Source organism: Buttiauxella sp. BIGb0552 (assembly GCF_004366275.1).
Classification (GTDB): domain Bacteria; phylum Pseudomonadota; class Gammaproteobacteria; order Enterobacterales; family Enterobacteriaceae; genus Buttiauxella; species Buttiauxella gaviniae.
In genome coordinates, this window is record NZ_SODY01000002.1 from 63844 (window position 1) to 78582 (window position 14739).

A 14739-nucleotide genomic window follows, 5' to 3' on the forward strand; every position below is an offset into this window, starting at 1 on the left:
GAAAATTATCTCTGGTAATAAACTGATAACATCATTTACTACCAGGAGGCAGCATGTCTCAAGCAATCCAACAGCATATAAATCTCAACATGATCAGAGATGAGCATTTACTTGCTGTGGCAGAGAAACTCATTCCAACAGTCTACAGTCGCGAAGTACAACCGCGTTCAATTGTTAAAAGTATTGAGGACGGAAATGTAGCGCTTGGCTGGCGTGCCGAGCACATTGCAGATGCAACGACTTTTCTACAGCAGTCATTTTCACCGGGTGACACCTTTATCATTGATTTTGGTGAGCATTGTGTCGGTTCACTCAATTTTTCATGTGATTCCACCGGGAGCCCTCCTGATGCGCCAGCACATCTGCAGTTCATCTTTGGCGAAACGCTGTGTGAAGTTTCCGAGCCTTTCAGCGAGTACCAGGGCTGGTTAAGTAGCAGTTGGCTGCAACAACATGATGAATACATCGATATCTTACCTGAAGAGAAAACGTTGCCCAGACGTTACTGTTTCCGCTATATCAAAGTGCGAGTCGTATCACTTTCACCGAAATATACCATTCGATTTACTCGCTTGAGCGCCACCACAGTGAGCTCAGCTCCGCACAGTTATCCTGAGTACCATACGCACGATGCACTGTTAAAAAAGATAGATGAGGTTTCGGTTCAAACCTTGCGCAATTGTATGCAGAACGTTTTTGAAGATGGACCTAAGCGTGACCGTCGTCTTTGGCTAGGCGATCTCCGCCTTCAGGCGTTGGTCAATGATGTCACCTTCGCGAAACATGATCTTGTAAAACGCTGTCTTTATCTCTTTGCAGGCCATAGAAGAGAAGACGGAATGGTTGCTGCTAATATTTTTGCCCGTCCTGAAGTAAAAGCAGACGATACCTATCTGTTCGATTATTCATTATTTTTTGTCGACACTTTATACAACTATTTAATGGCGACGCAGGATATAGCAACAGCAAAAGAGTTGTGGCCTGTAGCTATTCGCCAGGTTGAATTGGCACTGGAGCGATGTGATCACACCGGTCTGGTGAGAGACAGTGACGACTGGTGGTCATTTATTGACTGGAATGATTCCCTTAATAAACAAGCTCCCTCACAAGGGGTTCTGATTTATTGCGTTGAAAAAGCCATTCAGCTTGCCATGATTTGTCAACCGGAACATGGCGAGAGTTTGCAAAAGCAATTGCTGACGCTTAAAAATGCAGCATCAACTTTATTTGATGAAGAAACTGGATACTATTTTAGCGGGAATAAATATCAATTTAGTTATGCATCGCAAATATGGATGGTCTTGGCTGAAATGGGCGATTTAGTCCATCGTAAAAATATCATGCTAAACCTACTCAAAAATCCACCAAGTATCGAAATGAATACCCCTTATTTACGCCATCATTTCATTGATGCCCTCATTAAATGCGGTTTGCGTAATGAAGCCATTCAAGAAATTAAACAGTATTGGGGGGCAATGGTTGAATTTGGTGCTGATACATTCTGGGAGTTATTTGATCCTAAGAACCCTGGTTTTTCTCCATATGGTAGTAAATTAATTAATAGTTACTGCCACGCCTGGAGTTGCACACCGGCCTGGTTTATTCGCCAGTTCGGTCTCTAATAACCTATCTAAGGTATTATAAAATGATTGAATCTACCTTCAAGGTGTGGAAACAAAGGGTCGGTTACGGCATTGCCGATCTTTCCTGCAATTTAGTGTGGCAGTTAATATCTTTATACCTGATGTTTTTCTATACCGATGTCATGGGGCTACCGGCCTATTATGTTGGTCTTATGTTCCTGGTGACCCGTTTAGTGGATGGGGTTGCTGATGTATTGATGGGGCTGGTCATTGATAATACGTCAACTCGCTGGGGTCGTTGCCGCCCGTGGTTGCTGGTTGGCGCAGTACCGTTTGGTGCACTTTGTATTTTAGCTTTCTATGTGCCCGACTTAGGTACCACTGGTAAGTTAATTTATGCGTTTATCACTTATCTGTGCTTGTCGTTCCTCTACACCATCGTCAACATCCCGTTTTGTGCGATGCTTCCTTTCCTGACTGCAGATTCTAAAGAACGTACCACCTTATCGTCTGTCCGTATATTGCTGGGCTCACTCGGCTCCACTATTGTGGCGGTGGCAACATTGCCATTGGTCGCGACACTCGGAAAAGGAGATCAGTCTCAGGGCTTCCTTTATACGGCTATCGTATTTGGTGTTATTGCTACCTTCTTCTTATTAATTAGTTTCCGTAATGTTGAAGAAAAAATCACCATCACCCAGGAAAAAATGACGCTCGCCAGAGCGTGGACTGGACTGAAATCAAACAAACCATGGATGATATTCGCAGCTAATATTTTCCTGATGTGGGGTGCATTTTTCTTCCAGACCGGTGCACTGGTCTACTTCTTCCATTATTACGTTGGAAGCACAGAACTCACGGCCGTGATCGCAGGGATCTCAACATTTGTTCCATTGCTGGGTACTCTGACTGTTCCTCTACTTGCTAATAGAATGAAAAAGCGTCATGTCTATCTTATTGCCAGTTGCATAAACTTAATCGGCATGGCTGTGATGATGGTTGCGGGAGTTAATCATATCGGACTTATTATCGGTGCGGTTATATTATCCCTTGGTGCGGGTCAACGTACGGCAATTTACTTCTCGATGCAGGCTGATCCTGTTGATTACGGTGTATGGAAATCGGGTATTAATACAGCAGGTATCTTGACATCTATTAATGGCTTCTTTGGTAAAGTCGCGATGGCCGGTGCCGGTGCCGTAATCGGATTTTTACTCTCCTCAGGAGGTTATGTTGCCAACAGTGTACAAACTCCGGAAGCATTACTGGCAATTAAGACCTGTTATTTATATATCCCAGCCGGTTTGATTATGCTCTCCATGCTATGGATCGGACGCTTCTATAAACTTGACGATAATTACGATGCGATTAGGGCTGATTTAGATGCCGGCCGTAATGCACAGCAAGAAAGTAAAAAAGAAAATCAAACAATAACAATTTAATACCTCTGATAGAAAGGACACTTATGCGTATCTCTATGATTAGCGCAGCGGTAGGCTGCGCCCTTTTTTCAACTTCTTTTGTTCATGCAGCAGAATTAACCGTTAATCAGCGGCTGATTTTACTCGAACAACGTTTAAATGAAGCGGAAAAAAGGAGTGCTGTTGCAGAAAAAAGAGCAGACCAGGCTGAAAGTAAACTGGCAACTCTGACTCAAGAAACTCAAGTGACAAATAATAAAGTTGAAGAGGTCAGTAAAAAGCAACAGAGCAATAGCCAGCTTGATGGCATGGAATTTAGTGCTTATGCCCGCTCCGGTTTATTAGTTAACTCCCATGGTAAAGGTGCGCGGGGTGGCCCGGGTGTTTCACCTGCAAGTTCATTAAATGATGATGCTCATACCGGACGTCTGGGGAACGAAAAAGACAATTACCTCGAGCTGAGCCTGGGTAAGCGAATGACCTTTAATGACGGCTCATGGGCACATTTTAAAACCATGATTGCCGATGGTGCGAACAATCCTGACCCATGGGTGCAGGACAACAATAGTCACCATATTAACGTACGCCAGTTATATGTTGAGATGGGTGGCTTCCAGGAGTTTTCGGGGGCGTTTAGAGACTCTTATTTATGGGCCGGGAAACGTTTTGACCGGGATAACTTCGATATTCACTTTACCGATAGCGATATTATGTTCCTCGGTGGTACCGGCGGCGGTATTTACGATGTCAAATGGGGTGACACCTTAAAAGGTGCTTATTCTGTGTATGGCCGTAATTTTGGCGATTTAGGATCAGACAGATATGAGGATAATAATATCCAAAACATCATGTTTACCGCCAACCACTTCTACAACAACTGGCAGTTGATGCTGACAGGAATGACAGCCCAAGGTAACGATGACTTAAAAGACAATACCTCGACAACCGGTAGTTATGCCTTACGCAGTGATAATTCAGCGACCAACGGTTATCTGGGAATGCTGGCATATCGCGATAAAGAGCAATTTTACGGCCTGGCCAAAGGGATATCTGAAACCGCTTTACAATATGGTGGTGGGTTAGGAGCGGAAGCACGCCAACCGGGTAGTGATGGTGATTTAACTGAAAACGCCAGGTCTTTGCGCTTCGCCTCTTATGGCATTTTACCCGCCTTCGGAAACTGGGAGTTTGCCCCGTCGGTCATAGCTCAACACAGTGAAAACCGCTACCGCGAGGGAGACCGGTATGACTGGGCAACGTTTAACTTACGAGCCTCACAAGCACTGACGCAACACTTTGCTTTGCTCTACGAAGCCTCATGGCAGTATATGGATCTTGACCCGAATGGGCGTACCTATAATTCAGACAGCGGCGTGAATGAGTACCAGGCAGTGAAAGGCGATTTTTATAAGCTGACCTTCGCCCCAACATTTAAAGTGGGTGATGTCTTTAATATTAAGGCCCGTCCGGAAATTCGTCTGTTCGCAACTTATATGAACTGGGACAAAGAGCTTGATCGCTACTCATTGAATGATGACTTCGGTAGTGTCGGCTTTACCTCAGGTGGAACCTGGAACTTTGGTGTTCAGGCGGAAATCTGGTTCTGATTAGCGCTCAAATCTTCAAAACTCGCCCTACGGATCCCCTGGCATCAGTCAGGGGAGACGGCATTCACTGCATCAAGTTGTGCATACATTTTATTTAACGTTTTCACAAAAGCGGAAATTTCATCTGGCGATAAAGTTGCCAGCAATAACTGCTCTCGTTGGCTGGCGACTTTCCACACCTCTGTATATAAAGCTTGGCCGGCGGGGGTCAAGGAAAGCACCATTCTTCTCGCATCCTCTTTATCTAACAGAGAAGAGATGTATCCTTTTTTTTCAATAGCTTGCAGTGTCCGGCTAACTGCTGCTTTATCTAAACCCACCACCTGGCAAATACGATTGGCGGGAATATTATCTTCCACTGCGAGCATTGCCAAAACTCGCCACTCAACGACACCAATGCCGAAGTGTTCCCGATAGCATGCAGAAGCACCGGCAGACAGTTTGTTATTCAATGATGTTAACAGGGCCGGTATATAGTTGCTTAAATCCATTACGGGTAAATCTGACATCACGATCACATCCTTTAGGGCACTTAGTTGACATGTCAACCATTGTGGCTAGTCTTATAAAAACACACCATCACACGTTAAAAATAATCGCTCACATTACTTCATAATAACTTGAATTATAGAGTTTAAATTCTGTATTTAAGACTCAAATATTACAGAAGTCGCGAGCCATTAGCGTGGGATTAATATGCCCAATAAGGTGGAATATGCAAGAGATACGTGTCAGCCAGAAAATAAAAATTGCCGGGCAGATATACTATTTCGAACTCACTGATCCAAACGGTGGAATATTGCCAGCATTTAGCCCCGGCTCGCACATCGATGTGGATACGGGAGAGGGAGTCATCAGACAATATTCGCTGTGCAACGATCCGGCTGAACAGCACCGCTACTGTATTGCCGTCTTGTTGAGTGAGGTTTCCCGTGGGGGGTCTAAACGAATGCATGAGAACATTCACATTGGCGACATTTTACAAATCAATGTTCCTCGTAATATGTTTAATTTTAGCCCCGACTCAGATCATACGATTTTGTTTGCTGCAGGGATCGGCATAACACCGATCCTCTCTATGGCGTGGGCGCTGTACAATAGTGGTAACAAGTTTTCCTTGCATTACTGTGGGAGAAAATCAGAAAACATGGCGTTTATGTCAACTATTCATAATTTGCCATTTTTTGACAACATCACACTCCATATTACAGAAGGGGACATAAATAAACGCATAAACCTCAGAAATATTCTGACACCTTCAATGCCAGAAAACAGAATATTTATGTGTGGTCCTGAAAGCTTTATGAATGATATCTCACAGATGGCTAAAATGAGTGGCTGGCAGGAGGGAAAAATACACCGTGAGGATTTTGCACGTGTTGACCATAGTCATATCTCCAGTAATAGCTTTACGCTTTATTTAGCCCGCAGCGGATTAGCTATTGAGGTCAATGAAAATGAAAGTGCGCTTGAAGCCTTATTAAGAGAAGGTATTGATATGAATTTCTCTTGCGAACAAGGTATTTGCGGTTCCTGCTTAACAACGATTATTGAAGGAGAAGCTATTCATAATGATGCTTATCTGACAGCTAAGGAGAAATCAGAAAATAAATCTTTTCTTCCATGCTGTTCCCGCGCCAAAAGTCTGAAGCTGATTTTAGATCTCTAATAATAAATTGATACCCTACAAATACTGGTGATTATAATGTCGATTATTGAAACAAGTACTAACACATTGGTCAGTACCGAATATCCTCTTGACCAATGGTATGTTGCTGGTTTTGGTAGTGAACTCACTACACAACTTTTAGCGCGTACGTTATTGGGTCAACCGATCGTTTTTTTTAGAGACGAAACGGGTAATATCGCAGCCCTTGAGGATAAGTGCTGCCACCGAATGCTCCCCCTTTCCGACGGGCTACTTGAAGCCGGAAAGGTGCGCTGCGGTTATCACGGTTTACTGTTCAATAGCCATGGCAAGTGCGTACAAATTCCGGGACAGGATAAAATCCCTTCTAAAGCCTGCGTGAAAACTTATGAGGTGTGCGAACAGGATAATATTATCTGGATTTGGTTTGGAAAAGATACCACGTCAAAACCCACAACCCTTCCCCCACAATATATTTTCCATAGCACGCCTGAGTTTCTTTATGACATGGGTAAATATCACTACAAAGCCCCATGGCAGTTAATACATGACAATCTTATGGACTTAAGTCATCTGGGATATGTTCACCTTAAAACGATAGGTGGCGATGCGAATACTCATATGAATGCAAAAATGCGTGTTGATGTTGAAGATAACAAAGTAAAAGTAGTCAGGCATATGCTTGATTCAACACCACCGCCGACCTATAAAGCAGCATGGCCATTTAAAGGGAATATTGATCGCTGGCAAGAAATTGAATTTATGATGTCACATATAAGAATCTGGACTGGCGCAATTGATGCAAATAGTGATGATATAAATAATAACGATCGCCAGGGATTTCACATGCGCGGTTTCCATGGTGTTACTCCTGAAACGGCAACAACCTGCCACTATTTCTGGAGTATGGCAACCAATCCAGTGCATGATAAAGAAAATATCAAGACGAAAGTGGTTGATCAAACACGGTTAACATTTGACGAAGATAAAGGAGTTATTGAATCACAGTTTATAAATATGACTCGCTTTGGTCATCAGCCTGTTATTGATATTCATATAGACACCGGTGCTAACCAGGCGCGAAGATTAGTTAAACGGCTTTGTGATTATTGATGCTCTCATGCCCGAAAATATCAACATTATTCTCGGGCGTGAATTGTATTGCCATATTGGGATATTAAAATTTAAGCAGCGATATCAACAGGAGTATTGAGTCTACTTGGTGCGCGAAAGGGCTAATGCGATACCTTGTCCACCGCCAACACAGAGCGTTGCAAGTCCTCGGGAAACATCACGTCGCTTCATCTCATACAGTAAAGTGACGAGTATCCGGCAGCCAGATGCTCCAATGGCGTGACCAAGAGCGATAGCTCCGCCGTTGACGTTAACTTTCTCATTATTCCAGCCCAGTAATTGCCCCACAGCCAATGCCTGGACTGCGAATGCTTCGTTAGCCTCAATCAAATCCAGTGAATCCATCATCCAACCAGCATCTTTCAAACATCGTTTGGACGCTGCTACAGGCCCAATGCCCATAATAGCAGGGTCAACGCCCGCCGTTGCACTGGAGACTATCGTTGCCATAATGGGTAGGTTTAATTCAAGTGCCTTTTCGCGGCTCATTATCAGTACCGCGGCAGCGCCATCATTTAGCGTTGAGGCATTTCCTGCTGTCACCGTACCTTCAGAAATAAATGCTGGCTTTAGCATGGCCAGTGAATCGGCTGTTGTATCACTCCGCAATTGTTCATCCGTATCAATGATTCTCACTTTCCCTTTACCTGCTTTCACACTTACGGGAGTGATCTCATCACTAAATAAACCTTTTTCCTGGGCAATCGCGGCTTTCCTTTGTGATTCAACAGCGAATGCATCCTGAGCCTGGCGAGTGATATTGAACTTACTGGCCAGATTCTCTGCCGTAATACCCATTGAATAATCATTGAATGCATCCCACAACCCATCATGCATTACGCTATCAACGAGCTTTCCCTGGCCAAGTCGAATACCTGACCTTGCATCAGGCAGTAGAAAAGGGGCCTGGCTCATACTCTCTTGCCCACCCGCAATGACAATTTCAGCAACGCCGCTTTGTATGGCTTGTGTTGCCAGTTGCACGGCTTTCAGCCCCGACCCACAAACCAGATTTACGGTTGTTGCACATACACTAACGGGTAGCCCGCCACGTAAGGCTGTTTGCCGTGCCGGGTTTTGCCCGCAACCGCTGGTCAATACCTGTCCCATGATCACTTCATTGACCATGTGCGGCTCGATTCCACTTTGTTTAAGCAATGCATTGACGACAACAGCACCCAATTCGACAGCGCTGAGATTTCCCATATCGCCCTGAAACTTTCCGGTTGGTGTACGGGTAGCCGCAGTAATCACCACTTCTCTCATATACCCTCCTCAGAATGTCATTTCAGGTACGACCGCAGGGATATGTAATTTACCGGCTGTTTTGGCGACGATGTCATCGATACTGACCCCGGGGGCACGTTCCCGAAGAATAAACTGGCCTTCTTTTATATCGAGCAAGGCAAGTTCGGTCAGAACGTGATTGATACAGTTCACTCCGGTGAGGGGTAACGAGCATTGATCAAGCAGCTTGGATTCTCCTGACTTAGAGGTGTGGGTCATGGTGACGATGATGTTGCGGGCACCAGCGACCAAATCCATCGCTCCCCCCATACCTTTCACCAGTTTTCCCGGCACCATCCAGGAGGCAATATTTCCTTGCACATCAACTTCAAAGGCCCCTAATACGGTCAAGTCCACATGGCCTCCACGAATCATGGCAAATGATTGTGCAGAATCGAAAATTGCAGCGCCGTGCCTGACAGTGACGGTTTGTTTTCCCGCATTAATGATATCGGCATCGATAGTCTCTTGCGTAGGGAAAGCATCCATGCCGAGCAAACCATTTTCCGACTGCAACATGACGTCTACACCTTGTGGCACATAGTTTGCGACTAAGGTCGGAATACCAATACCCAGATTGACGTAATATCCATCACGCAGTTCACGCGCCACACGCTGAGCCATTTGTTCACGCGTTAGCATGGTTACCCCCGCTTGCAAGCGTGCGTTTTTCAATACGCTTTTCGAATGTTCCCTGGATGACGCGCTGGACATAAATACCCGGGGTGTGGACATGTGCCGGGTCAAGTTCCCCGGGCGGCACAATTTCCTCGACTTCTACCACCGTTATACGTGCCGCAGTAGCCATTAACGGATTGAAGTTTTGGGCTGTATGGCGATAGATTACGTTACCAAACCAGTCAGCTTTCCAGCCTTTAATGATGGCGAAATCACCCTGGATTGCAGGTTCAAGAATATAGTGCCGCTCGCCAAATTGGCGGGACTCTTTACCCTTAGCCACCGGTGTTCCGTAGCCTGTGGCAGTATAAAATGCGGGTATACCGGCACCGCCTGCCCGAATCTTTTCAGCAAGCGTTCCCTGAGGGGTAAGCTCAACTTCCAGCTCACCACTCATGAGTTGTTGTTCAAATAAAGCGTTCTCCCCAACATAGGAAGCGATCATTTTTCGAATTTGCCGGTTCTCAAGCAGTATGCCGAGCCCAAACCCATCGACACCGCAGTTATTTGATACCACTGTAAGATTACCCACTGCACGGCGGCGGATTTCGCTGATGAGATTTTCGGGAATACCACATAAACCGAAGCCGCCTGCCAGAACGATCATGTTATCGGTCAGCCCTTCCATGGCGGCTTCGATAGTGGCGACGCGTTTGTCTAATCCGCCCATTTAATCCTCCACGATTGCGACAGCACGAATAAAACCAGCAGAAGCGTGATGAATTTTGTAAGGGAAGCAACTCACCCAAAAGCCATGGTCTGGTAGCAAGTGGAGATTGGTTAATTTTTCCATCTGACCATACGCAATATCGCGCCCGGCTTTGTGGCCTTCCCAAATCAGCGATGCATCACCTGTTTGGCGAAAACGTTCGCGGGTATAACTGAAAGGTGCATCCCAGCTCCAGGCATCCGTACCGACCACTCTGACGCCACGTTCCAGCATCCACAAGGTGGCCTCACGCCCGATGCCACAGCCGCGTTGTAAATATTCTTCTTTGCCGTAATACGCACCTGCAGCGGTATTGATTAACACTATATCTAGCGGCATCAGTTGGTGACTGATACGTTCAAGCTCCTGCTGAATATCTTCAGGCTGAATAATCGAACCATCTTCTTTATGGCGAAAATCCAGTTTTACTCCCGGCTGAAGGCACCATTCAAGAGGCAGCTCGTCTATGCCAAAGGCGGGCTCACCACCATTGGTGGTTGAGCTGTAGTGCCATGGCGCATCCATATGTGTGCCATTGTGCGGTGTGACAGTCAGTCGTTCGCTTGCCCAGGACTCATCTCCAGGCATCTGGCTTTTTTCCAGACCCGGAAACATCGCCGCCATTTCCGGCCAGCCTTGTTGGTGATCGATATATTCAATTTTGGGCAACAGCGGGGGCGGATCAGTAAAAGGGTTATTATCAAGCGTGACGGATAAATCGATTAAACGACGGCCTTCTAAGAGATTCATACGTTATTGTTCCTGTTCTGTGGCAGCAGCTCGACATATTGTTCAATTGAGCCAAATAACGGTTTTCCTTCCGCAGTCGTTGTTTCCATAAAAACCTTTTCTCCTTGACGTAAAAAGGAGGTTTTAGGTGTTCCGTATTCAATGGTTTCCAGTGCTCGTACTTCTGCAATACAACTCGCACCCAGCGAAATATCTTGTCCGGAGACGGTGCCCGATCCAATCAACGTTCCAGCCCGTAAACGCCGGGTTGTTGCGGCGTAAGCAATAAGCTGCCCAAAATGAAAGTTCATTTCACTGCCTGACTGGCAACCAAAAACTTCACCGTTTCGTCGGATAACAATGGGTAAATGGATACGCCCGTCATGCCAGGTATTGCCAAGTTCGTCAGGGGTAATGGCCACAGGAGCAAAAGCACTGGACGGCTTGGCATGAATAAAACCAAATCCTGTTTTCATTTCTCTTGGCCCGTGTGTTCTCAGGCTGACATCGTTGAGCTGTAAAACCAGGCGTATATGACCCAACGCAGTTTGTTCATCGCAGCCCAGTGGGACATCATCAACAACGACCGCGTATTCCCCCTCAAAATCCAGACCATCGCTTTCATCGCGGAAAATTATCGGATCTCTACAACTCAAAAAGTCGTCGCCACAGCCCTGATACATCAGTGGAATGCTGTCTGCGCCTTCAACGGCTGGAAGATTAAAAGCTTGCTGCATACGTTCCCCATGGCTCAGGAACGCTGAACCATCAAGCCACTGCCAGGCTCTCGGGAAGGGGGCGAGGAGGTGTTCTTCTTCGAACGGTTCGGAGTGAAGCCAGTTCCGGTTATTCAATACGCTATAGCGTTCTTCTAACTCAACAACGACATCCTTCCAGTTTTCAACCGCATATTGCAGTGTTGGGGCGATATCGTCCGCGGCGGCTATTGTTAGTAAATCTCTGGAAACAACGACAAGCTGCCCATCGCGATGACCATTTTTACGGGTTGCCAGTTTCATCTTTCGGGTCTCTTATAGTCACCCATCCTTCGGTATTGATTGCAAAATCAACGGGCGTCAAACGCTGTCCATAACAGGCGCCTTGTATGCACAAGCCACTATCAGGCTCAAACAATGCACCATGAGCAAAGCACATGATTTTGTTGCCTTTGGCATTTAGAAAAGCATCACGCTGCCAGTTCATGGGCACATTTTGATGTGGACAGTTGTTTCGCCATAGATACAGCTTCCCTGAGTAACGTACGGCGAGCAGTGTCTGTTGACCCGTTTGTTGGGGATCCAATCCTCGGGCTTCGCCTTCTTGCAATGTATTTACCTGAAAAAGGGCTATTGGCTGATGCATCATTAATGGGCGGTATCAGGGCCTGGAGCCCATTTTTCACGGTGCTGGAGTAAAAAGTATTGTGAGTTATCCGCGCCAGGCAGCGCTTCGCGGGGCTGCCAGGTGTCGTCATGGAGGTCCATGTCAGCGTCATATTCGATATGGCAGCCTAACGGACTGTTGAAGTACCAGAACCAATTTGAACCTAATTGATGGCGGCCAGGCCCCCAGAACGATTGATATCCTTTTTCCACAAAACGGCTACCTGCCATCATGAGTTCAGTCGGGCCTCCCATATGGAAGGTGAAGTGTTCTATCCCCGTCATGAACGTAGGTGCCTGAATCAAAAACAAGGTGTGATGATCATTCGTTCCCGCAGGTCTCAGGAAAGGGCCGACATGCGTAAAACGATCGGTACAGACGAAACCAAGGCGCTGATAAAACGCTTCTGCACGTTGAGAATCAGGAACAAAGTACACAACATGAGACAGAGAGCGGGGTTCTGCGGGCATTGTTGCACCGGCACCCAGATGATTTAACGGACGTGAAATTAAATCGCCAGGCGCATTCACTTTTTCTGCGGCTGCGGTTATCTCACGACGCTGGGTTACCTGAAAACCCAGGGCAAAGCCCATATCATCGACACAACGTAAAACACCATCATGGCCTACGGATACTTCCCGGTCTTTACGCAGTTCGTGCTCAATTTCCGTAAGGGTTAGCTTATCCGCAACGCCATACACGGTTTCCCGAAGTTGACTACCACTGGCAAGTTCAGGCGGAAGATTAGTATCACCGCGTTGACAAAGTTTCACACCCGTACCGTCCAGGGCTTCAAAAAATCCATCGTGTGTTTCTTTCAGGCCGTAATCGCTTATAAATTGACGGCAGCCTTGCAAATCTTCCACACCAAAAACGAGATAATCAGGACCAATAATATTCATGTAGCATCTCCAGTCTTTCAGTTTATTCAGGACACTCGGCCACCGAGAACTTCAGCTACCCAATCCGCAATGTAGTGCCCGGCGTTAATTGAGTTATCAAAGCTGGAGTGCTGTACTCCACCTTCTCGAGAGGTGAATATTTTCAGTTCGCGTTGGGGGCTATTGATCAGTTGTTCATAGGTACGCTGCGCCCATTTCAGTGGGATTTGAGAATCTTTTTCTCCATGAGTCACAAGGAAAGGGACGCGGATGCGATCAAGCACACCATCCAGATGTACGTTTTCCGCAATACGCATAAATGCCTCAGTATCTTCCCCTCCCCAGACCCAACGAACATGCTCCCAATAATGGGGTACCGGGAAATTGCCTTCGTTTTCATAACGACGTTTCTGAACTTCGCGCCAGTCATGATTCGCACCCCATACCACACCGCAGGCAAATCGGGGTTCAAATGCGACTGCTCTTGGGCAGTAATATCCACCCAGAGAGACTCCTTCCATACCAATACGCGTTGAATCGACTTCTGGTCGGTCTTCCAGCCAATCAAAAATACGTGAGGCCCAGTGTTCGCTGTCGTAACGGGCTTTAAGGTTATGCAAACGCAATGCTTCCCCAGTGCCTGGTTGATCAACAATCAGTGAAGACACACCACGTTTTGCTAACCATTGAGGTAATCCTACGAGGTATTTCATCTCTTTCGTTGAATCGAGGCCATTAACCTGAACCAGCAGAGGCGCTTGCGTACACTGACCTTCCGCCCGAACGTAAAGTGCGGATAAAGTCGTGCCTTCGTAGGGGATTTCTACGCGTTCGCAATTTGCCTGGCTGTAACAGCAACCTTTCGCAAATACTTCCAGAAAACGCTTATACAAAGCCTCTCGTCCAGGGCTTCCCTGTGCCTGTAAACGTTCACATGTAAGATAATAATTGGCAGCTCGCAGATACTTTTCACCCGCAGAATATAAGCGGCCACGTGTTTCATCTTCATCTGCCAGTGAGCAAAGTTTATCGGCCATCGCGGACCACGTTCGTCGGAAAGCTTGAGTCCCTTCACTGTCAGGATGATCTGAAGCTGAAAGTAAAGGTGCGCACATCTCTTCTATCTCACCAATACGCGCGCCCATCTCAATGGAGAGATCCACCGAGAGATTCCAAACATAGTTTTTTGGGAAGTAGCGAAACATAAAGTTATCCTTCAACGGTCAGTCGCTTTATACAGAATAAAATCTGTACTGGACGCACTGTCACATAGAGCAACGGTGGCGACTAATCACGTCGTTGGATGGCTGGTATTGTCTTAGAGAATGAGTCTCATGATTTATTCGTGATTATTGAGTAGGGAGAAGTTGGAAAACTCTGTAGTTAATAGGGGGGCAATACGAGGTATGAAACTTTATCAGCCTTGTTGCAGATTGATTCTGTGGAATGAATGTTAATTATGGCGGCTTGAGGCGTAGCGAGGGAGGATGATATTCCCCACAAAAAAATGGCATGCCGATGAAAGTTTTGTGAATGTGGATCACATTTTAGCGTGGCTATTTTTTTCTAGCGGATAGAAAAGAATTTTACTATTTCAATGGCTTTGTTTGAAGTGGCCGACAAAAATTGGCCACGACATGAGAGCATTTCTAGAACCACGGAACGTCCGCTCCTGGCAC

14 protein-coding genes are annotated in these 14739 nt (G+C 46.2%); 5 read left to right on the top strand and 9 right to left on the bottom strand.

What is annotated here, in order from left to right; genetic code table 11:
- Positions 1-53 precede the first annotated feature (53 nt).
- The 3 genes from EDF88_RS05070 to EDF88_RS05080 are packed head-to-tail and all read left to right on the top strand — an operon-like array spanning position 54 to position 4611.
- Complete coding sequence (locus EDF88_RS05070) at positions 54-1622, top strand: family 78 glycoside hydrolase catalytic domain (RefSeq protein WP_134183402.1); 1569 nt, start codon at positions 54-56, stop codon at positions 1620-1622.
- 23 nt (positions 1623-1645) lie between these two features.
- Entirely contained in the window at positions 1646-3025 is a 1380-nt protein-coding gene (locus EDF88_RS05075; RefSeq protein ID WP_134183404.1) for an MFS transporter, read from the top strand.
- Between the two features lie 23 nt (positions 3026-3048).
- Positions 3049-4611 carry a carbohydrate porin gene (locus EDF88_RS05080; protein ID WP_134183406.1) on the top strand — a complete coding sequence of 521 codons (1563 nt, stop codon included), beginning with the start codon at positions 3049-3051 and terminating at the stop codon, positions 4609-4611.
- Between the two features lie 44 nt (positions 4612-4655).
- Here the strand turns inward: EDF88_RS05080 and EDF88_RS05085 are convergent, their stop codons facing one another.
- Positions 4656-5120, bottom strand: coding sequence for a MarR family winged helix-turn-helix transcriptional regulator (locus EDF88_RS05085; protein WP_134184161.1), 465 nt, complete (start codon positions 5118-5120; stop codon positions 4656-4658).
- A gap of 206 nt (positions 5121-5326) precedes the next feature.
- Between EDF88_RS05085 and EDF88_RS05090 the strand changes: the two genes are divergently transcribed.
- Positions 5327-6280, top strand: a complete 954-nt coding sequence (locus EDF88_RS05090) for a PDR/VanB family oxidoreductase (RefSeq protein ID WP_134183408.1) — start codon at positions 5327-5329, stop codon at positions 6278-6280.
- Between the two features lie 36 nt (positions 6281-6316).
- Positions 6317-7372, top strand: coding sequence for an aromatic ring-hydroxylating dioxygenase subunit alpha (locus EDF88_RS05095; RefSeq protein ID WP_134183410.1), 1056 nt, complete (start codon positions 6317-6319; stop codon positions 7370-7372).
- Between the two features lie 102 nt (positions 7373-7474).
- Here EDF88_RS05095 and EDF88_RS05100 read toward each other — a convergent pair whose 3' ends face one another.
- The 8 genes from EDF88_RS05100 to EDF88_RS05135 are packed head-to-tail and all read right to left on the bottom strand — an operon-like array spanning position 7475 to position 14265.
- The gene (locus EDF88_RS05100; RefSeq protein ID WP_134183412.1) at positions 7475-8659 is read right to left on the bottom strand and encodes an acetyl-CoA C-acetyltransferase; all 1185 of its coding nucleotides are present in this window, start codon (positions 8657-8659) and stop codon (positions 7475-7477) included.
- Between the two features lie 9 nt (positions 8660-8668).
- Positions 8669-9322, bottom strand: coding sequence for a CoA transferase subunit B (locus EDF88_RS05105; protein WP_134183414.1), 654 nt, complete (start codon positions 9320-9322; stop codon positions 8669-8671).
- Positions 9309-10028: a CoA transferase subunit A gene (locus EDF88_RS05110; RefSeq protein WP_134183416.1), complete on the bottom strand. Its 720-nt coding sequence runs from the start codon at positions 10026-10028 to the stop codon at positions 9309-9311. Before EDF88_RS05110 ends, EDF88_RS05105 begins: the two co-directional genes overlap by 14 nt.
- Positions 10029-10817, bottom strand: a complete 789-nt coding sequence (locus tag EDF88_RS05115; RefSeq protein ID WP_134183418.1) for a cyclase family protein — start codon at positions 10815-10817, stop codon at positions 10029-10031. It abuts the gene before it with no gap.
- Positions 10814-11815, bottom strand: coding sequence for a fumarylacetoacetate hydrolase family protein (locus EDF88_RS05120; RefSeq protein WP_134183419.1), 1002 nt, complete (start codon positions 11813-11815; stop codon positions 10814-10816). The genes EDF88_RS05115 and EDF88_RS05120 overlap by 4 nt, the downstream gene beginning before the upstream one ends.
- Positions 11796-12161, bottom strand: coding sequence for a Rieske (2Fe-2S) protein (locus EDF88_RS05125; RefSeq protein ID WP_243839593.1), 366 nt, complete (start codon positions 12159-12161; stop codon positions 11796-11798). Before EDF88_RS05125 ends, EDF88_RS05120 begins: the two co-directional genes overlap by 20 nt.
- Positions 12161-13081: a VOC family protein gene (locus EDF88_RS05130; RefSeq protein ID WP_134183421.1), complete on the bottom strand. Its 921-nt coding sequence runs from the start codon at positions 13079-13081 to the stop codon at positions 12161-12163. Before EDF88_RS05130 ends, EDF88_RS05125 begins: the two co-directional genes overlap by 1 nt.
- A gap of 26 nt (positions 13082-13107) precedes the next feature.
- Positions 13108-14265, bottom strand: coding sequence for a prolyl oligopeptidase family serine peptidase (locus EDF88_RS05135; RefSeq protein WP_134183423.1), 1158 nt, complete (start codon positions 14263-14265; stop codon positions 13108-13110).
- Between the last annotated feature and the right edge of the window lie 474 nt (positions 14266-14739).

What these genes read in the sequence shown, in the direction of transcription:
- EDF88_RS05125 (WP_243839593.1), bottom strand. Translation starts at nt 12,161, where the DNA reads ATGATGCATCAGCCAATAGCCCTTTTTCAGGTAAATACATTGCAAGAA.
- EDF88_RS05085 (WP_134184161.1), bottom strand. Translation starts at nt 5,120, where the DNA reads ATGTCAGATTTACCCGTAATGGATTTAAGCAACTATATACCGGCCCTG.
- EDF88_RS05110 (WP_134183416.1), bottom strand. Translation starts at nt 10,028, where the DNA reads ATGGGCGGATTAGACAAACGCGTCGCCACTATCGAAGCCGCCATGGAA.
- EDF88_RS05105 (WP_134183414.1), bottom strand. Translation starts at nt 9,322, where the DNA reads ATGCTAACGCGTGAACAAATGGCTCAGCGTGTGGCGCGTGAACTGCGT.
- EDF88_RS05095 (WP_134183410.1), top strand. Translation starts at nt 6,317, where the DNA reads ATGTCGATTATTGAAACAAGTACTAACACATTGGTCAGTACCGAATAT.
- EDF88_RS05075 (WP_134183404.1), top strand. Translation starts at nt 1,646, where the DNA reads ATGATTGAATCTACCTTCAAGGTGTGGAAACAAAGGGTCGGTTACGGC.
- EDF88_RS05090 (WP_134183408.1), top strand. Translation starts at nt 5,327, where the DNA reads ATGCAAGAGATACGTGTCAGCCAGAAAATAAAAATTGCCGGGCAGATA.
- EDF88_RS05130 (WP_134183421.1), bottom strand. Translation starts at nt 13,081, where the DNA reads ATGAATATTATTGGTCCTGATTATCTCGTTTTTGGTGTGGAAGATTTG.
- EDF88_RS05100 (WP_134183412.1), bottom strand. Translation starts at nt 8,659, where the DNA reads ATGAGAGAAGTGGTGATTACTGCGGCTACCCGTACACCAACCGGAAAG.
- EDF88_RS05115 (WP_134183418.1), bottom strand. Translation starts at nt 10,817, where the DNA reads ATGAATCTCTTAGAAGGCCGTCGTTTAATCGATTTATCCGTCACGCTT.
- EDF88_RS05120 (WP_134183419.1), bottom strand. Translation starts at nt 11,815, where the DNA reads ATGAAACTGGCAACCCGTAAAAATGGTCATCGCGATGGGCAGCTTGTC.
- EDF88_RS05135 (WP_134183423.1), bottom strand. Translation starts at nt 14,265, where the DNA reads ATGTTTCGCTACTTCCCAAAAAACTATGTTTGGAATCTCTCGGTGGAT.
- EDF88_RS05070 (WP_134183402.1), top strand. Translation starts at nt 54, where the DNA reads ATGTCTCAAGCAATCCAACAGCATATAAATCTCAACATGATCAGAGAT.
- EDF88_RS05080 (WP_134183406.1), top strand. Translation starts at nt 3,049, where the DNA reads ATGCGTATCTCTATGATTAGCGCAGCGGTAGGCTGCGCCCTTTTTTCA.